Genomic DNA, 17,636 nt, shown 5'->3' with positions numbered 1-17,636 from the left:
CGAAGCGTGCGCCGCGGCGCCGACGCACGCGCCGGTCGACAGAAAACGGGAGACAGGATCATGACGCAGATGTTCGAGGCCGGACTCGGCCGCCGCGACGCCAACTACGTGCCGCTCACGCCGATCGACTTTCTGGTCCGCGCGGCCGAAGTCTACGGCGAGCGCCTCGCGATCGTGCACGGCGACGTGCGGCGCACGTGGGGCGAGACCTACACTCGGGCGAAGCAGCTCGCAAGCGCGCTCGCGCAGGCCGGCGTCGCGCGCGGCGAGACGGTCGCCGCGCTGCTGCCGAACATCCCGGCGATGGTCGAGGCGCACTTCGGCGTGCCGATGGCCGGTGCCGTGCTCAACACGATCAACACGCGGCTCGACATCTCGTCGGTGCTGTTCATGCTGCGTCACGGCGAAGCGAAGGTGCTGATCGTCGATACCGAATACGCGGAGCTCGCGCAGCGCGCGGCGCTCGAAGTGCCGGGCCTGAAGATCGTCAGCGTCGCCGACGCGATGCCGGCCGACCCCGCGCGCTTCGCGGGCGCGACCGACTACGAAGCGTTCGTCGCGGGCGGCGATCCCGACTACGCATGGACGCTGCCCGCCGACGAGTGGGAGGCGATCGCGCTGAACTACACGTCCGGCACGACCGGCGACCCGAAGGGCGTCGTCTATCACCATCGCGGCGCGTATCTCGCGGCGATCAGCAACATCCTCGAATGGGACATGCCGAAGCACGCGGTGTATCTGTGGACGCTGCCGATGTTCCACTGCAACGGCTGGTGCTTCCCGTGGGCCGTCGCGGCGCGCGCGGGGGTGAACGTCTGCCTGCGCAAGTTCGACGCGAAGACGGTGTTCGACCTGATCCGCCGCGAACGCATCACGCATTACTGCGGCGCGCCGATCGTGCAGAGCGCGATCGCGAATGCGCCCGCGGAGCTGCGCGAAGGCATCGATCACACGGTGCACGCGATGGTCGCGGGCGCGGCGCCGGCGCCGGCCGTGATCGCGAAAATGAAGGAGATCGGCTTCGACCTGCTGCACGTGTACGGGCTGACCGAGGTTTATGGCCCCGCGACCGTGTGCGCGAAGCAGGCGCACTGGGACGATCTGCCCGACGACGAGCGCGCGCGGCTCAATGCGAGGCAGGGCGTGCGCTATCACCTCGAAGCGGGCGCGACGGTGCTCGACCCGGACACGATGGCGCCGGTGCCGGCCGACGGCGAGACGCTCGGCGAGATCATGTTCCGCGGCAACATCTGCATGAAGGGCTACCTGAAGAATCCGAAGGCCACCGACGAGGCGTTCCACGGCGGCTGGTTCCATACGGGCGACCTCGGCGTGCTGACGCCGGACGGCTATATCCGCATCAAGGATCGCCGCAAGGACATCATCATTTCCGGCGGCGAGAACATCTCGAGCATCGAGGTCGAGGATGCGCTGTACCGGCATCCGGCCGTCGCGGTCGCGGCGGTCGTCGCGATGCCCGACCCGAAGTGGGGCGAGGTGCCGTGTGCGTTCGTCGAGCTGCGCGAAGGCGCGAGCGCGACCGAGGAGGAGATCGTCGCGCACTGCCGGCAGTTGCTCGCGGGGTTCAAGGTGCCGAAGGCCGTGCGGTTCGGCGAACTGCCGAAAACGTCGACCGGCAAGATCCAGAAATTCCAGCTGCGCAACGCGGTCGGATCGGACAAGGCGATCGACCTGGCGGGGGACAAGAAGTAATCGACGGGACCGGGCGCTCGCCCGGTCCTTCGTCAGCTGTCACGCGTCGCGCGCCAGCCGGAACACGCTGACGGCTTCCGACAATTGCGCGGCCTGGTCGCGCAACGCGACGGCCGCCCGTTCGGCATGCGAGATCAGCATCACGTTCTGCTGCGTCGCCTCGCCGATCTGCGTGATAGCCTGGTTCACCTGCTCGATGCCGGTCGATTGCTCGCGCGACGCGGCGCTGATCTCGCCGATCAGCGTGCTGACCTGGTCGACGCGCTGGACGATGTCGCGCATCGTGCCGCGCGCGGCGTCCGCGATCCGGTAACCCTGTTCGACCGTCGTCGTCGATTCGGTGCTCAGCGCGTCGATTTCCTTGACCGCGGCCGCGCTGCGCTGCGCGAGCGCGCGCACTTCGGCCGCGACCACCGCGAAGCCCTTGCCGTGCTCGCCCGCGCGCGCGGCCTCGACGGCCGCGTTCAGCGCCAGGATATTGGTCTGGAACGCGATGCCTTCGATCGTGCTCGTGATTTCGGCGATCCGGCGCGTCGCACGGCCGATGTCGTCCATGGTCGCGACCACGCGTTGCACCGCCGTGTCGCCGTCGGTCGCGGCGGCCGATGCGTCCGCGACCAGCGTGTTCGCCTGCGCCGCGTGTTCGGCGTTCTGCTGCACGGCGGCCGTGATCTGCTCCATGCTGGCGGCCGTCTGTTCGACGCTGCTCGCCTGCGTCGCGATCCGCGCGGCGATGTCGCCGCTGCCGGCCGCGATGCCGACCGTGCCGCGCGCGATGTCGGACGAGCCGCTGCGCACCTGCGCGACGATCCGCGCGAGGCCGTCGCCGATTCCGTCGACCGCCTGCACGAGCCGGCCGATCTCGTCGTTGCCCGCCGCGCCGCGCGCGGCCGCGCCGTCGCGGATCCGGATGCTGAGATCGCCGGCTGCATAGCGTTCCGACGCACGTGCCGCCGCATCGAGCGGCCTGCTCACGACGCGCCGCACGACGACGACGAACAGCGCCGCGAACGCCGCGACCAGCACGGCCGCGATCATCAGGAAGCGGTTGCGGACGGTGCGCATGCCCGCCAGCAGTTCGTCGTCGAGCGCGATGCCGCCGACCAGCCACTGCCATTGCGGAATCGTCGTGAACGACACGAATTTCGCGGTGGGCCGGGCGTCGTGCGCGGCCGGGTCGGCCGACGTGTAAGCGAGCCGGCCCTGGCCGGCAGCGAGCATGTGCGTGTACGGCGCGCGCGCGTCATCGGCGCGCTGGCCGGACGCGTCGGGATGGACGACGAAGGTGCCGCGCGACGCACCCGGCGACGCATCGAGCACGAAGTAGTAGCCGTTGTCGACGATCTTCAATGCCCGGATGCCGTCCTGCACGGCTTGCAGTTCGGCACTGACGTCGAGGCCGACGAACAACGCGCCGATCACGCGGCCGGTCGCGTCGGTGACCGGCTTGTACTGCGTGATGTACGGCCGGCCGAACAGTTTCGCGAGGCCCGTATAGCTGCGCCCGGCGACGAGCGGCGCGTAGGCGGGGCTCGCGCGATCGAGGCGCGTGCCGACCGCGCGGGCCCCGTCCTGCTTCTTCAGCGACGTCGTGATGCGCACGAAATCGTCACCGTCGCGGGCGAAGACCGTCGCGATCGCGCCGCTTTTCGTCAGGAACTGGTCGGGAATCGTGTAATCGAGGTCGAGCGGCTGGCCCCCCGCGGACAGCGTGGGCGCGGTGACGCCGCCGATGTCGACGGTGCGCGCCGGGTCGAGCGAGAAATCGGCCGGCAGGAAACTGGCGAACAGCGACATCGCTCGGTTGGCTTCGGCGGACAGCGCCTTGTCGAACATCTCGACCATCGCACGGATCGACTGCTCCTTGTCCGCGATGCGCGCATGGGCCTCCTCGGCGAGTTGCTGGCCGGCGAAATGGGCGAGCCCCCATGCGAATACTGTAAACAGCAGAGCGACGAGCGCGCATGCCAGCGCGGCCAGGCGCGCGCCGACGCTCGCCCGGCCCAATTGCGGCAATCTCATATGAAATCCTGAGTGGGGGGAGAGAGGCGGAACGCACGCGTCACCGCATACCGTAAGGAATACGGCAGCTTCGGCGAATTCTTGAGCGGGGCGAGGCCGACGGCGGCGCGAGCGGGTTCGCCCGACGCAGGCAGGGGACGTCAGTGCATCACGAGCCACGCGACGGCCAGATACCGCCCGACCTTCGCGATCGTTACGATCGCGAGGAAGGTCGGCAGCGGCTCGCGCAGCACGCCGGCGATCATCGTCAGCGGATCGCCGATCACCGGCGCCCAGCTCAGCAGCAATGACCAGCGGCCGTAGCGCGCGTACCAGCGCTCGGCGCGCGCGAGCGCGGCCGGCTTGACCGGAAACCAGCGCCGGTCGCGGAAGTGCTCGATACCACGGCCGAGCGCCCAGTTGATCGCCGAGCCCGCGACGTTGCCGACGCTCGCGACCAGCACCAGCGCCCACACGGGCTCGCGCCCGGCGAACAGCAGGCCGGCGAGGACGGCTTCGGACTGGAGCGGCAACAGGGTCGCGGCGACCATCGACACGGCGAACAGGCCGCCGTAGGTGAGCAGTTCGGACATCGCGCGATTGTACCGGCCGCGCGTCGGCCGGCACCGGTCATGCGGCGTCGGCGGTGCAGAGCGGCGGACGCGTGCGGCCGCTCAGTTCCAGCCGACCATGATCGCGCCCATTCCGACCAGCAGCCCGCCCGTCACGCGGTTCATCGCGCGCATCCGCGCCGGGCGCCGCAGGGCCCGGCTCAGCCGGTGCGAGAACAGCGCCATCGACGCGACGCCGCCGGCGAACAGCAGCGCGAAGGTCGTCGCGAGCAGCAGGAACTGGGCGTTCAGGCTCCAGTCCGCGTTCGGGACGATGAACTGCGGAAAGAACGACGGAAAGAACAGCAGCGTCTTTGGGTTCAGGCCGGAGGTGGCGACGCCGCGCCAGAACAGCGCGCGTTCGGTGTCGGTGTCGTCGGGGGCCGTGCTGCGCGCTTCCGTCGACGCTGCGGGCGTGATGGCCGGTGCGCGGTTGAGCCATTGCTTGCAGCCGAGCCATACGAGGTAGGCGGCGCCGGCCCAGCGCAGCACGGTCAGTGCATGCTGGTTGAGTTGGACCAGCGAATTCAGGCACAGCGCGGTCAGCGCGAGTTGCAGCAGCACGGCGAGCGTGCCGCCCCACACGCACGGCAGCGCGCGGCGCCAGCCGGCGCGCAATGCCTGGTTCATCGTGAGGAGGTTGACGGGGCCGGGGGCGTAGATGAGGACGGCGGACGCAGCGAGGAACGACAGATAAAGCCTGAACGGCATGACGGGAGGTGCGGAAACGGAGGATCAGGCGCCGGCCCGTGCAACCGGATAGGCGCGCGGGAGGCGGGACATTGCATGCCCGCGTGTCCGGCGCCGCAACTCGTGATTGCGGCCAGGCGTCCCGTTGCGAAGGGGTTGTCGCGGGGAGCGTGCCGGACAACAGGCATGGAGAAAATGTATCAAGCGGGCCGGTTAAAAGGCTTCCTGTTTTCCGGCAAAACGCACCCGAAACCGGAATCATGTTCAGCTAGAATGCCAATTTTCAGTAGAAGATTCTTCTCGTCATGGCTACTCGCGAACGCACGCCGAAAACCCTCGACAACCAGGACCGCAAGATCCTCGGTGCACTGCAAAAAAATGCGCGTCTGTCGAACGCCGAACTGGCCGAACAGATCGGCATGTCGACCACCGCCTGCTGGAACCGCACGCGGCAGCTCGAGCTCGACGGTTACATCGACGGCTATGTCGCGCTGGTCAACCAGCGTATGCTCGGCTACGCGGACATCGTGATCCTCGAAGTCACGCTCGATCGCCACGAAGACGACGCGCTCGCACGCTTCGGCGCCGAACTCGCGGCATTGCCCGAGGTGCTCGAGGCCTACCTCGTGTCGGGCGAATACGACTACTGGATCAAGGTCGCGGTGGATGGCACGGCCGGTTACGAGCGCTTCCTGCGCGAGAAGCTGTACAAGATTTCGAGCATTCGCCATAGCCGCTCGATGTTCGCGCTGCGGTGCATGAAAGACGTGCCGTCGATTCAGGTGTGAAGACGGTGGCGGCGGGCCGCGCATCGTCGTGACGACGAGGTTTGCGGTTGCGCCGAAGGCGGGTGTTGATCGGGCTGTCGTGTCGAGTGGACGTGGCCCGGAGGTCGATACGGAAGGGAAACTCGAGTGGGGCGGGAAACCGGATGAATCTTCCGTGGCGACCCGGTTTGCCATGCGGCGCGAAGCGACGCGAAGGCGCCTTGCATGCTCAACGGCCGGTCATGGTGGCAAGCGGCAGAGAGCACGGTGCCGACACACTCGGCACCGGCATCTAGCTCACATCGCGTGAGCACCATGCAATCGGGGCATTCCGCCCTTTTTTTTGCGACCTCCATCCGGCACGCCAATGCTGGATGCGGCGGCCTTTCGGCGCGCGTCCCGGCGGGCGGGTCAGACGGATGGTGTGCCGCCGGCCGGCGGCCAGTCGCTGCGTTTAGCGCGGCAGGCGTGCGTGCGCTTCAGCGATGACTTCGCAGTTCTCGAGGTGCAGTGCCCATGCTTCTGCAAGCAGTTCGCCAACACGTGCGAGCCAGCCAGCGGATTGGGTGGAACGATCGGAGAGATTAGACGTTTGCATGACGAAGCCCCATGTAGGTGGCGAGTTAGGGATAACCCTAATCATAGAGGAGCATCACCGTCTTGTGAAATGCGATTTCGTTATATGAGAATTACTGACAATTTCTGTTGCTGCCGCGCAACATGAATTGCTTCAGCTTCTGCGTGGCGGACAGGCGTGACGAGACCGTGGCGAGCACGGCCTCCATTGACGGGCGGAGAGGGAAAGTCAGGCGGGAAGAAGGGGCGCGGCAGCGGGGCGGCGATTACGCGCCGATCCAGCCGAAGCGCCAGGACAGGCGGCGCGTCGCGGCGAGCAGCGTGTGCGCGAGTTCGCTGTCCGGCCCGCGCGGGAAGCCGCGCGACGAGCCGATGATCGCGATCACGAGCCGGATGCTGCCGGTGTGATCGAACACCGGCGCGGCGATCGTCCCGATGCCCGGCACCGGCGCATCGAACGCGAAATCGAGTTCGTCCGCGCGGATCGTCGCGAGCCGCGCGCGGAACGCGTCGTCGACCTGCGTCGCGCGGCCTGCGAGGCGCACCGGCTCGTCGGCGAGCAGGCCAGCCAGTACGTCGTCGGACATGCCGGCCGCGAAGATTCGCCCGATCGCCGTATTCACGAGCGACATCACCGTGCCGACCTGCAGGCTCACGTGCTGCGGCCGCGCCGACTCCTCGAGACGGATCACGGTCGGCCCGAGCGGGCCGAGCGTCGCCGCGGCCACGCTCATGTCGGTCGCGGCCGCCAGCGCGACGATTTCGGCTTCCGCGTCGCGCGTCGGCGACACGCGTTGCATCGCGATCAGCCCGAGTGCCTGGCCGAGCGGCCCGCCGCCGAAGCAGCCCCCATCGTGGCGGCTCAGCAGGCCGATTTTCTGCAGGCTCACCAGATGCGGAAACGCCTTCGCGGCAGGCATCCCGGCCGCCGCCGCGAGATCGCGCAGCGGTAGCGCGCGGCCCGCCGACACGAGCGCGAGCAGCAGCTCGCCGGTACTGTCGAGCGCGTTGATGCCGCGCTGTGCCTTCGTGTCGTCGGCGAGCGCGGGCGGCATGCGCTGCGGGGTCGGGGGCATACCCGGCGCGGCTGGTTGCGCGTCGCGTCCCGCGTCGAGCGACGCGGTGGCCTGACGTGCCGCATCGCGCAGCGCCGTCGCGATCGGCCCGTCCCAGTCGACATCGATCGAGCCGCTCGAACCGATCACCGTCAATGCAAGTTGAAGGCATCCGTCCGCATCCAGCACCGGCACGCACATCGCGCTGACACCGGGGCTCGGTCGATCCACGCCGCGTTCGATTCCGCGCGCGCGGATCGCGTCGAGTTCGGCCTGCCACGCGCGGGCATCGGCCGTGGGCTGGTCGCCTTCCGCGCCCGCGAGCGTGTCGCCGGCGCCGGCCTGGCTGGCCGCCATCGCGTCGAGTTGCGCGGGATCGCCGAACGCGCGGAACACGCGGCCGGTGGCCGTCGTGTCGAGCGACATCACCGATCCGACGTGCAGGTTCACGTGCAGCGGATAGCCGCCGTGCTCGATGCGCACGATCGTCGGCCCGAGCGCGCCTGGCACCGACAGCGCGACGCTCAGGCCGACCGCTTCCGCGAGCCGCGCCGCGTGCGGCAGCGCCGCGCGATAGGCCGGCTGGCGTTCGATCGACATCAGCCCGAGCCGCAGCGACAGCGGCCCCGGCTCGTAGTTGCCGGTGAGCGCGTCGCGTTTCACGAGCGCGAGCCGGGTCAGGCTGACCAGATAGGTGTGCGCCTGTGCGGTCGACAAGTCGGCCGCGGCCGCCAGTTCCGACAGCCCGAGCGGCTTGCGCCGGCGCGCGAGCGCGTCGAGCAGCCGGCCGCCGACCTCGACGCTCTGGATCCCGCGCTGCGCCTTGGGCGGCGCGTCGTCCGCGCTGACTTCGTGGTTCTGCACGCGATGATTCTTCCGTTGACGAAACCTCGCATGGTATCCGACGCCATTTGACGCGCCAGCCCGCAGGTTTACCCGTATTAGACAATAGCAAGTCAATTTGTCATTGACAAATGATCGGCGCGGGAAGATGATCCGCTCACTCCCCTCAACACATGGCTCGCAGCCACGGAACGCAACATGGCCAAAGCATTCGCCTCCCAAGCCGATCTTGAAGAGAAGAAAGTCACCTGGACGAAGCTGTCCGAGAACGCGTACGCCTACACCGCCGAAGGCGACCCGAACTCGGGCGTGATCATCGGCGACGACAGCGTGCTGATCGTCGACACGACCGCGACGCCCGCGATGGCGCAGGACCTGATCGCGAAGATCCGCGGCGTGACCGACAAGCCGATCAAGCACGTGGTGCTGTCGCACTACCACGCGGTGCGCGTGCTCGGCGCGTCCGCGTATTTCGACGAAGGCGCGCAGCACGTGATCGCGAGCCGCGGCACGTACGAAATGATCGTCGAGCGCGGCGAGGCCGACATGAAGTCGGAGATCGAGCGCTTTCCGCGCCTGTTCGCGGGTGTCGAGACGGTGCCGGGCCTGACCTGGCCGACGCTCGTGTTCGAGCGCGAGATCACGCTGTTCCTCGGCAAGCTCGAAGTGAAGATCATGCACGTCGGCTCGGGCCACACGAAGGGCGACACGATCGTCTGGCTGCCGTCGCAGAAGGTGCTGTTCTCGGGCGACCTGGTCGAATACGACGCGGCCTGCTATTGCGGCGACGCGCAGCTCGAACAGTGGCCGGCCACGCTCGAGGCACTGCGCGCGCTCGGCGCGGAGAAGCTCGTGCCGGGCCGCGGCCCCGCGCTGCTGAATCCGGCCGAAGTGAACAAGGGCCTCGACTACACGAAGGACTTCGTGACGACGCTGCTCGCGCAGGGCCGCAAGGCGGTCGAGCGCAAGCTCGACCTGAAGGCGTCGATGGCGCTCACGCGCGAAGCGATGGATCCGAAGTTCGGCCACGTGTTCATCTACGAGCACTGTCTGCCGTTCGATGTGTCGCGCGCGTTCGACGAGGCGAGCGGCATCACGCATCCGCGCATCTGGACGGCGCAGCGCGACAAGGAAATGTGGGACGCGCTGCAGGACTGAGCGGGTCACGGCGGCGGGGCGTCCGGGCGGACGTCCCGCCGTTTTCCTGAAGGCTCCTGACCGGCGGCGGCATTGCGCCGCGGTTCCGGAAGCCGACATCCGATCTCACAAGAAAGCAGGGCGCACGTACGCCCTCGGAGACTGCTGCGCGCTCGAATCGCGCGGCCCGTTTGGAGAGAGACATGCCCCAATCGCTTCCCGCCGAAGCGACGATCGCGCACGCGAGTGCCGCGACGTCGACTTCCGCATACGAATCCGCGCCGGCGTCCGATGCCGGCGACGCGCTGCTGTTCCGCAAGATCGCGTGGCGGATCGTGCCGTTCCTGTTCCTCTGCTACGTCGTGTCGTTCCTCGACCGCATCAACATCGGCTTCGCGCAGTTGCAGATGAAGCACGACCTCGGCTTCAGCGATGCGATGTACGGCCTCGGCGCCGCGGTGTTCTACGTCGGCTACGTGTTCTGCGAGGTGCCGAGCAACATGCTGCTCGCGCGCTTCGGCGCACGCCGCACGTTCACGCGGATCATGCTGCTGTGGGGCATCGCGTCGACCGGGATGATGTTCGTGTCGCAGCCGTCGCATTTCTACGTGCTGCGCTTCCTGCTCGGCGTGTTCGAGGCCGGCTTCTTTCCCGGCATCGTGCTGTACCTGACCTACTGGTTTCCGGCGAACCGCCGCGCGGCGGCGATCTCGGTGTTCTTCGCGGGCGTCGCGGTCGCGGGCGTGCTCGGCGGCCTGATGTCGGGCTGGATCATGCGCGACATGAGCGGCGTGTTCGGGCTGCACGGCTGGCAGTGGATGTTCGCGATCGAAGGCGCGCCGGCGATCGTGCTCGCATGTTTCGCGTTCACGTATCTGGTCGACCGGCCGCAGGACGCCGCGTGGCTCACCTCCGACGAAAAGGCGCGCGTCGCCGCGCGGTGCGGCGATGGCCGTGCGCATGGCGCACACGACAAACGCAGCCTGGTCGCCGCGCTCGCGAACCCGCGCGTCTACCTGTTCGCGTTCATCTACTTCTCGCTGACCTGCGCATCGCTGACGCTCAATTTCTGGATGCCGCTGATGATCCGTGATTTCGGCGTGACCGATGTCGTGGCGGTGAGCCTCTACACGGTCGTGCCGAACGCGGTCGGCGCGGTCGGGCTGATCCTGATCGCGCGCCGCTCGGATCGCACCGGCGAGCGCCGCAAGCACTTCGCGTGCTGCACGATCGGCGGCGGGCTCGCGCTCGCGGCGCTGACGCTGCACCTGCACAGCTTCGCGGCGATGCTCGCGTGCCTGTCGATCGCGGCGACGCTGATCTTCGCCGCGCTGCCGATCTTCTGGGCCGTGCCGACCCGCTACCTGTCGGGCAACGCGGCCGCGGCCGGGATCGCGCTGATCAGCAGCATCGGGATCACGAGCGGCATCGTCAGCCCGTGGGTGATCGGGTTGATCCGCACGCGCACCGGCAGCATGGATCTCGCCGTGTACCTGCTGGCCGCACTGCTCGCGCTGAGCGGCGCCGCGCTGATGCTCGGCGTGAAGGGCGAGCCCGCGCAGCGCGCCTGAACGACGGCCGGGCGCCGCCGTCGGGCGGCGGCGACCGGCGTTGCGGCTCTTGTCCGCACCGTATTCGCATCCATCGAGGAGACGATCGATGTCAGCCCATCTTCAAGCGGACGCCACGCATGCGGTTGCGTCCGGTTCCCGTGCGTCAGCGACCGACAACGACGCGCTGTACCGTCGCATCGGCGCGCGGATCGTGCCGTTCCTGTTCATCTGCTACATCGTGTCGATCCTCGACCGCAGCAACATCGGCTTCGCGCAGTTGCAGATGCGGCAGGATCTCGGCCTGACCGATGCGATGTACAGCCTCGGCGCGGTGCTGTTCTTCGTCGGCTACGTACTGTTCGAGGTGCCGAGCAACGCGCTGCTGCGCCGCTTCGGCGCGCGCCGCACGTTCGCGCGGATCATGTTCCTGTGGGGCGCGGTGTCGGTCGCGATGATCACCGTCGACAGCGCGAAGCACTTCTACGTGCTGCGCTTCCTGCTCGGGCTGTTCGAGGCAGGCTTCTTCCCGGGCGTCGTGTTCTACCTGACGTACTGGTATCCGGCGCGCCGGCGCGCGTCGGTGCTGTCGATCTTCTATGCGGGCGTCGCGGTGGCCGGGATGGTCGGCGGGCTGCTGTCGGGCTGGCTGATGCGCGGGATGTCGGGCGTGCTCGGGCTGCACGGCTGGCAGTGGATGTTCGCGATCGAGGGCGCGCCCGCGATCCTGCTCGGCGTGATCGCGTGGTTCTGGCTGTGCGATCGCCCCGAACAGGCGCGCTGGCTGTCCGACGACGACCGGCAGCGGCTCGCAGCCGACCTGGCCGCCGATCGCGCGGATGCGCCCGCGCAGACGCCTACGACGCTGCGGCAGGTGCTGGCCGAGCCGCGCACCTACCTGTTCGCGTTCATCTATTTCTCGCTGACGACCGCGTTGCTGATGCTGCTGTTCTGGATGCCGCTGATGATTCGCGAATTCGGCATTCACGACGTCGTGCACATCAGTCTGCTGTCGATCGTGCCGAACGCGATCGGCGCGGCCGGCCTGATTGCGATCGCGCGGCGGTCCGACCGCAAGCGCGAGCGTCGCTGGCACTTCGCCGCGTGCGCATTCGGCGGCGCGGTGGCGCTCGTCTTGCTGACGCTGCACCTGCCGAGCATCGTCGCGATGATGGCGCTGCTGTCGATCGCGGCGATGCTGATCTTCGCCGCGCATCCGGTGTTCTGGGCCGTGCCGTCCGCGTATTTCTCCGGCGCCGGCGCGGCGGGCGGGATCGCGCTGATCAGCAGCATCGGCGTATCGAGCGGGATGATCACGCCGTGGATCGTCGGGGTGATCCGCACCCGCACCGGCAGCATGGACGCGGCGATGCTGATGATCGCGGGACTGCTGGCCGCGTGCGCGGTCGCGATGCTGCTGGGGCTGCGCGCCACCTCGCGCGACGCGGCGCACGCGTCGCGTTGATCGAGCGATGCCTCGACGCGGTGCGCATGCGACGGGGTGTGCGGCTAGGCCCGATACACCTCGATCCGGTTGCGGCCGTGTTCCTTCGCGACATACAGCGCCTTGTCGGCACGTGACAGCGCCTGGTACGCGCCGAAGTCGGACGTCCGCATCGCATCGATGCCGATGCTGACGGTCAGCGCGAGCAGCTGATCCTCGTGCACGAGCCGCGTGTCGGCCGTGCGCTGTTGCACGCGCAGTGCGAGCGCGCACGCCGCATCGATCCCGGCGTGCGGCAGCACGATCGCGAATTCCTCGCCGCCGATGCGCCCGACGATGCCGTCCGGCCCGATCTCCGCAAGCAGCAGCCGCGCGAAATGCCGGAGCGCGCGATCGCCGAGCGGATGGCCCCAGCGGTCGTTCAGCGCCTTGAAGTGATCGAGGTCGAGCATCAGCACCGCGGCGTCCTGGCCGGTCGCGCGCACGCCGCGCAACGCGGTTTCGCTCTGCCGCATGAATGCGTGGCGGTTCGACAGCTGCGTTAGGTGATCGGTCGTCGCCATCCGGTGCAGTTCGGTCTCGATATGCTTGCGCTCGGTCGCATCCGTGATGAAGCCGTGCCAGACCGTGCCGCCGTCCGGCGTGCGTTGCGGGCGCGCGTCGCCTTCGCGCCAGCGCATCCCCTGGCCCGGCAGCAGCACCCGGTATTCGAGCCGCCACGGCGCCAGTCGCTCCGCCGACGCCAGCAGCGACTGACGGTAGGCGACCAGGTCGGCCGGGTGAATCCGGGTTTCGACCGCATCCGCGTCGCGGGCGATCTGCTCGGGCGTCAATTCGTAGATGTCGCGTACGCCCGCGCTCGCGTACGTAAAGTGTCGGCGACCGTCGGCGGTCTGCCGCAGCTGGAACACGAGGCCGGGAACCTGGTCGGTCAGGTTCGTGACGAGCGTGACGGAGTCGCTCAACCGGCCCGCGAGTTCGCGCAGCGCGGTGATGTCGGTGGTCGTGCCGACCATGCGTAGCGCGCGCCCATGACTGTCGCGGGCGATGACCTTGCCGCGGCTGCAGATCCATTTGTACGTGCCGTCCTTGCAGCGGATGCGGTGTTCGACCGCATAGCTGTCGGTGCGGCTTTCGAAGTGCGCGAGCATCGCGGCCTTCACGTCGGCGACGTCGTCCGGGTGCAGCCGCTCGTACGCATCCTCGATCCGGCTCGTCAGTTCGTGCGGCGCGTAGCCGAGCAGCGCCTTCCACGCCGCCGAGTAATGGATCTCGCCGGTTTCCACGTTGCGATCCCATACGCCGGTGCCGCTTTCGGTCAGCGCCAGCGCAGTCAGCGCGCTGTGTTCCTCGACACCGCCGAGCCGGTCGTGCAGCGCGGCCTGAACGATCGCGCGGCCGATCGCGTGTTCCGCCAGTGTCGCCAGGTCGTGCAGGAAAGCGCGCTGCGCGGCGTCGAGCGTCAGGCCGGTGCTGCCGGCGACGCATAGCGCACCAAGCGGGGTGCCGTCGGGCGCGACCAGTTCGCAGGCCGCGACGACACGCGGTGCATCGTGTGGGAGGCCGCCCGCATCGGGCGTGACGAAGCGTCGGTCGGCAGCCGGCGCGTGCTCGACACGCGCCGGGAAACGCACGGGAGGAAGCGTGACGGGCAGCGTGCCGTCGGACGCCGTCACGCGTTGCGTGTCGGCTTCAGCGTACGCGACGAACGCACCGGCCGTGCCGAAATGCGCGCGGGCGAGACGGCACACGGTCTCGAGTTCGGGCAATGGCGCAAGCGCCGGTCGATGGTCGGCGGGGAGGCGAAAGGAGCCGGGCGTGTCGCCTGTCCCGGTGGGGAACATACGGAACCGCATGGTCGAATTCCGGGACGGTCGATTGCGCCGATGATCGGACGAATGCCGGAGGGCGCTGCTTCGGGACTGAAAGGGTAAAAAGCTTATCGTCGCGAGAAATGCGTGGCAAGCAGGTCGAAACCGGCCTTGACGACTCGCGATTCAGGTGCCATGGACACGATTCGATTCGCCCGTGCCGGACCCGAGGGGCAGACCAGGCGCAACGCCCGTGCCGGCAAGCGCGACACAACCTCGGATCGGTGGCTCAGCGCGTGACGAACGCCGTGGCGTCATGCGGCGCCGTGCGCGCATGCTTGCGCTGGCGCAGCAGCGCGACGCGGCAATTCTCGCGCGCGGTTTCGCGGCCGTCGTCGTCGAGCAGCACCAGGTCACCGCGCATCACGTTGAGCGTGATCACATCGTCGCCGGGCGCGCCGAGCGTCTCCGGCGTATGCACGGACCCGGCCGGTTCGAGCACCGTCGAGCCGGCCTGCGCGATCCACTCGTACTCGCGGTAGCGCCACGCCCCCTGCAGCGTATGGACGAACACCTCGCCGTCGTGGCGATGGCGCGGCAGCGTGCCGCCGGCGGGCATCTTCAGCAGCGCCGTCAGCGTGTCTTCCGCCGCATTGATATGCAGATACTTGATCGCGAGCCCCGGCAGGTCGGCGCTCATCGGCAGCCACGGCAGCGCGTCGCCGGGCAGGCACGAAATCGGCGGCAGGTCGGTGGAGAGCGGGGCGGATGGCTGCGTCATGGCGGGAGGCGGAACGGAAACGGGAAGTGCGCATTATCGCAGAGCGGGATCGGGCGGCAGAGCGGGGCGATGACGAAGCCGGGCCGGCTACGCGTCGCCGCCCGGCTGCACTGCCGCATGGGCGGCCTCGAGGCACGACTGGAACAGCAGTGCCGCCCGCGACGGCCGCGGCGAGCGCCGCAGCAGGCTCACGAACCGGCACCGGTAGTTGAAGCGGTGCGGCGCGATCGGCTGCATCAGCCCCTTGTTCTCGAAGCTCTCCGCGTAATGGTCGGGCAGGAAGCCGAGATAGCGGCCGGACAAAATCAGCGTCGCGATCGACTCCTGGTCCGATGCCGTCGCGCTGCGCGTGAGTTTCGCGCGATGGCTCAATTCCATGTTCGGCGAATGAAAGCCGAGCCCCGCGAACGCGTGGTTGCGGATCGTCGTCCACGTGAGCTTGCCGTGCGGCGCGTCGAACAGCGGATGCTGGCGGCCGCAGTACAGCAGCATCCGCTCGTCGAACAGCTCCGAATACACGAGGCTGCCCGAGCTGCGGTGCGCCGGGATGATCCCGACCTGATAGCTGCCGTCGATGATCCCGCGTTCGACCTCGTTGATCGACGCGACGTGCAGGTTCAGCGCGACGTCGGGCGCCTCGTCCGTGAACTGGCGGATCGCGTCCCCGAGGCGCGCGTGCGGGTTGGTGGCCGTCTTGTCGAACACCGCGATGTGCAATTCTCCGCCCATCTTGTCGTGAATGCCGTCGATCCTGCTGCGAAATGCCTCCATCGATGCCAGTAGACGCAGGGTTTCCTCGTACACCGTCTGTCCCTCGGCGGTCAGCGTGAAGCCCGCGCGGCCGCGCCGGCACAGCACGAGGCCGAGGCGCGTTTCCAGATCCTTCACGTGCCGGCTGATCGTCGAGATGCCGATATTCAGCTCCAGTTCGGCCGCCGCCATCCCGCCGCACTGCACGACGCCCTTGAAGACCCGCAGCAGCCGCAGATCCATGTCGCTGAGCTGCCCGAGCAGCGCGCGGCTCTTCGGTTTCTTTGCTTGCATGATTGAGCAAGTGAACATTGATATTGCGATATTCAAAAGACTAATTGGCCTCCCGACAATGTGCAACATCATCACCAGGAGGAGGGGCGCGCCGCGCCGACCGACATGACCGACACGATCACCGCCAGCCAGCAGGACGAGACCAATATCCGCACCGACGCAGCATGGCTCGACGCCCACTGGATGCCGTTCACGGCGAACCGCCAGTTCAAGTCCGACCCGCGCATGATCGTGTCGGCCAAGGACGCGTATTACACGGACGGCGAAGGCCGCAAGATCTTCGACGGCCTGTCGGGCCTGTGGTGCACGGGCCTCGGTCACGGCCGCGCGGAAATCACGGAAGCCGTGAGCCGCCAGGTCGCGCAGCTCGACTACGCACCGGCGTTCCAGTTCGGCCATCCGAAGTCGTTCGAGCTCGCGAACAAGATCAAGGACCTGACGCCGGCCGGCCTCGACTACGTGTTCTTCACGGGCTCGGGCTCGGAAGCGGCCGACACGTCGCTGAAGATGGCCCGCGCGTACTGGCGCGCCAAGGGCAAGGGCACGAAGACGCGCCTGATCGGCCGCGAGAAGGGTTATCACGGCGTGAACTTCGGCGGCATCTCGGTCGGCGGGATCGGCGCGAACCGCAAGCTGTTCGGCCAGGGTCTCGACGCTGATTTCCTGCCGCACACGCAACTCGCCGAGAACAAGTTCTCGCGCGGGATGCCCGAGAACGGCGCCGATCTGGCCGATCGCCTGCTCGACCTGATCACGCTGCACGACGCATCGAACATCGCGGCCGTGATCGTCGAGCCGTTCTCCGGTTCGGCGGGCGTGGTCATTCCGCCGAAGGGCTATCTGAAGCGCCTGCGCGATATCTGTACCGCGCACGACATCCTGCTGATTTTCGACGAAGTCATCACGGGCTTCGGCCGTGCCGGTGCGATGACGGGCGCCGACGCGTTCGGCGTGGTGCCGGACATCATGAACTTCGCGAAGCAGGTGACGAACGGCGTGCAGCCGCTCGGCGGCGTGATCGCGACGAAGGAAATCTACGACACGTTCATGGCTGCGGGCGGCCCCGAGTACATGCTCGAGTTCCCGCATGGCTACACGTACTCGGCGCACCCGGTCGCGTGCGCGGCCGGCGTCGCGGCGCTCGACCTGCTCGTGAAGGACGACGCGGTGGCCCGCGTGCGCGATCTCGCGCCGCATTTCGAGGCGGCCGTGCACGGGCTGAAGGGCCAGCGCCATATCGCGGACATCCGCAACTACGGGCTGGCGGCCGGCCTGACGATCGCGGCACTGCCGGGCGAGCCGGCACGGCGCCCGTACGAGATCGCGATGCGCTGCTGGGCGAAGGGCTTCTACGTGCGCTACGGCGGCGACACGATCCAGCTCGCGCCGCCGTTCATCTCGGAGAAGCGCGAGATCGACAACATGGTCAACGCGCTGTCCGACGCACTGAACGAAGTGGACTGAGCCAACGCTCGCCCATTGCGACAACCGAATTCACGAAAGAGCCAGAAACTTGACGTCCCCCTCCGCCTAAAGGCGGAGGATTCCCACACCTGGCGATGCACGTCCGCATCGGAGAATGTTCAAAGCAGCATTGGTATCTCGATCATGCT

Annotated in this window: 14 protein-coding genes; 6 read left to right on the top strand and 8 right to left on the bottom strand. The window is 68.1% G+C overall.

Translation table 11 applies throughout. From position 1 onward, the window contains the following. Positions 1-60 precede the first annotated feature (60 nt). Positions 61-1,713, top strand: coding sequence for an acyl-CoA synthetase (locus tag DIE23_RS07720; RefSeq protein WP_124611573.1), 1,653 nt, complete (start codon positions 61-63; stop codon positions 1,711-1,713). A 39-nt stretch (positions 1,714-1,752) separates the two neighbouring features. On the opposite strand, the gene DIE23_RS07715 is transcribed toward DIE23_RS07720, so the two are convergent. The 3 genes from DIE23_RS07715 to DIE23_RS07705 all read right to left on the bottom strand — a co-directional run bounded on the left by DIE23_RS07715 (position 1,753) and on the right by DIE23_RS07705 (position 5,036). Then, positions 1,753-3,735 carry a methyl-accepting chemotaxis protein gene (locus tag DIE23_RS07715; RefSeq protein WP_124611572.1) on the bottom strand — a complete coding sequence of 661 codons (1,983 nt, stop codon included), beginning with the start codon at positions 3,733-3,735 and terminating at the stop codon, positions 1,753-1,755. A gap of 140 nt (positions 3,736-3,875) precedes the next feature. Next, positions 3,876-4,307: a YqaA family protein gene (locus DIE23_RS07710; protein ID WP_124611571.1), complete on the bottom strand. Its 432-nt coding sequence runs from the start codon at positions 4,305-4,307 to the stop codon at positions 3,876-3,878. A gap of 81 nt (positions 4,308-4,388) precedes the next feature. Continuing rightward, positions 4,389-5,036, bottom strand: a complete 648-nt coding sequence (locus tag DIE23_RS07705; RefSeq protein WP_124611570.1) for a LysE family translocator — start codon at positions 5,034-5,036, stop codon at positions 4,389-4,391. A gap of 284 nt (positions 5,037-5,320) precedes the next feature. On the opposite strand from DIE23_RS07705, the gene DIE23_RS07700 reads away from it, so the two are divergent. After that, positions 5,321-5,803 (top strand): Lrp/AsnC family transcriptional regulator, encoded by a 483-nt coding sequence (locus DIE23_RS07700; protein WP_010098798.1) that lies wholly within the window; start codon positions 5,321-5,323, stop codon positions 5,801-5,803. A gap of 433 nt (positions 5,804-6,236) precedes the next feature. Here DIE23_RS07700 and DIE23_RS07695 read toward each other — a convergent pair whose 3' ends face one another. Continuing rightward, positions 6,237-6,380 carry a hypothetical protein gene (locus tag DIE23_RS07695; RefSeq protein ID WP_260435990.1) on the bottom strand — a complete coding sequence of 48 codons (144 nt, stop codon included), beginning with the start codon at positions 6,378-6,380 and terminating at the stop codon, positions 6,237-6,239. Positions 6,381-6,624: 244 nt separating this feature from the next. Further along, positions 6,625-8,277, bottom strand: a complete 1,653-nt coding sequence (locus DIE23_RS07690) for an IclR family transcriptional regulator (RefSeq protein ID WP_124611568.1) — start codon at positions 8,275-8,277, stop codon at positions 6,625-6,627. 177 nt (positions 8,278-8,454) lie between these two features. Here DIE23_RS07690 and DIE23_RS07685 point away from each other — a divergent pair, with 177 nt between their 5' ends. The 3 genes from DIE23_RS07685 to DIE23_RS07675 all read left to right on the top strand — a co-directional run bounded on the left by DIE23_RS07685 (position 8,455) and on the right by DIE23_RS07675 (position 12,408). Then, complete coding sequence (locus DIE23_RS07685) at positions 8,455-9,414, top strand: MBL fold metallo-hydrolase (RefSeq protein WP_124611567.1); 960 nt, start codon at positions 8,455-8,457, stop codon at positions 9,412-9,414. 182 nt (positions 9,415-9,596) lie between these two features. Beyond that, the gene (locus DIE23_RS07680; protein WP_124611566.1) at positions 9,597-10,964 is read left to right on the top strand and encodes an MFS transporter; all 1,368 of its coding nucleotides are present in this window, start codon (positions 9,597-9,599) and stop codon (positions 10,962-10,964) included. An 88-nt stretch (positions 10,965-11,052) separates the two neighbouring features. Next, positions 11,053-12,408, top strand: coding sequence for an MFS transporter (locus DIE23_RS07675; RefSeq protein ID WP_124611565.1), 1,356 nt, complete (start codon positions 11,053-11,055; stop codon positions 12,406-12,408). A 44-nt stretch (positions 12,409-12,452) separates the two neighbouring features. On the opposite strand, the gene DIE23_RS07670 is transcribed toward DIE23_RS07675, so the two are convergent. The 3 genes from DIE23_RS07670 to DIE23_RS07660 form a co-directional block, all read right to left on the bottom strand. Beyond that, a complete protein-coding gene (locus DIE23_RS07670; RefSeq protein ID WP_124611564.1) occupies positions 12,453-14,243 on the bottom strand; it encodes a sensor domain-containing diguanylate cyclase in 1,791 nt (596 codons plus the stop codon). A 244-nt stretch (positions 14,244-14,487) separates the two neighbouring features. Further along, positions 14,488-14,979, bottom strand: coding sequence for a 2,4'-dihydroxyacetophenone dioxygenase family protein (locus DIE23_RS07665; RefSeq protein WP_124611563.1), 492 nt, complete (start codon positions 14,977-14,979; stop codon positions 14,488-14,490). Positions 14,980-15,066: 87 nt separating this feature from the next. Continuing rightward, the gene (locus DIE23_RS07660) at positions 15,067-16,023 is read right to left on the bottom strand and encodes a LysR family transcriptional regulator (protein WP_260435989.1); all 957 of its coding nucleotides are present in this window, start codon (positions 16,021-16,023) and stop codon (positions 15,067-15,069) included. Between the two features lie 105 nt (positions 16,024-16,128). Here DIE23_RS07660 and DIE23_RS07655 point away from each other — a divergent pair, with 105 nt between their 5' ends. Beyond that, positions 16,129-17,487: an aspartate aminotransferase family protein gene (locus DIE23_RS07655; RefSeq protein WP_124611561.1), complete on the top strand. Its 1,359-nt coding sequence runs from the start codon at positions 16,129-16,131 to the stop codon at positions 17,485-17,487. The last annotated feature ends 149 nt before the right edge of the window (positions 17,488-17,636 follow it).

Origin of the sequence: Burkholderia sp. Bp9143, from assembly GCF_003853645.1 — a bacterium.
In the GTDB taxonomy this organism is placed as follows: domain Bacteria; phylum Pseudomonadota; class Gammaproteobacteria; order Burkholderiales; family Burkholderiaceae; genus Burkholderia.
The sequence above is the reverse complement of the archived record's forward strand: the minus strand, read 5'-3'. Positions and strand labels throughout refer to the sequence as shown.

What these genes read in the sequence shown, in the direction of transcription:
- DIE23_RS07695 (WP_260435990.1), bottom strand. Translation starts at nt 6,380, where the DNA reads ATGCAAACGTCTAATCTCTCCGATCGTTCCACCCAATCCGCTGGCTGG.
- DIE23_RS07680 (WP_124611566.1), top strand. Translation starts at nt 9,597, where the DNA reads ATGCCCCAATCGCTTCCCGCCGAAGCGACGATCGCGCACGCGAGTGCC.
- DIE23_RS07705 (WP_124611570.1), bottom strand. Translation starts at nt 5,036, where the DNA reads ATGCCGTTCAGGCTTTATCTGTCGTTCCTCGCTGCGTCCGCCGTCCTC.
- DIE23_RS07685 (WP_124611567.1), top strand. Translation starts at nt 8,455, where the DNA reads ATGGCCAAAGCATTCGCCTCCCAAGCCGATCTTGAAGAGAAGAAAGTC.
- DIE23_RS07720 (WP_124611573.1), top strand. Translation starts at nt 61, where the DNA reads ATGACGCAGATGTTCGAGGCCGGACTCGGCCGCCGCGACGCCAACTAC.
- DIE23_RS07710 (WP_124611571.1), bottom strand. Translation starts at nt 4,307, where the DNA reads ATGTCCGAACTGCTCACCTACGGCGGCCTGTTCGCCGTGTCGATGGTC.
- DIE23_RS07700 (WP_010098798.1), top strand. Translation starts at nt 5,321, where the DNA reads ATGGCTACTCGCGAACGCACGCCGAAAACCCTCGACAACCAGGACCGC.
- DIE23_RS07655 (WP_124611561.1), top strand. Translation starts at nt 16,129, where the DNA reads ATGACCGACACGATCACCGCCAGCCAGCAGGACGAGACCAATATCCGC.
- DIE23_RS07665 (WP_124611563.1), bottom strand. Translation starts at nt 14,979, where the DNA reads ATGACGCAGCCATCCGCCCCGCTCTCCACCGACCTGCCGCCGATTTCG.
- DIE23_RS07660 (WP_260435989.1), bottom strand. Translation starts at nt 16,023, where the DNA reads ATGCAAGCAAAGAAACCGAAGAGCCGCGCGCTGCTCGGGCAGCTCAGC.
- DIE23_RS07675 (WP_124611565.1), top strand. Translation starts at nt 11,053, where the DNA reads ATGTCAGCCCATCTTCAAGCGGACGCCACGCATGCGGTTGCGTCCGGT.
- DIE23_RS07715 (WP_124611572.1), bottom strand. Translation starts at nt 3,735, where the DNA reads ATGAGATTGCCGCAATTGGGCCGGGCGAGCGTCGGCGCGCGCCTGGCC.
- DIE23_RS07670 (WP_124611564.1), bottom strand. Translation starts at nt 14,243, where the DNA reads ATGCGGTTCCGTATGTTCCCCACCGGGACAGGCGACACGCCCGGCTCC.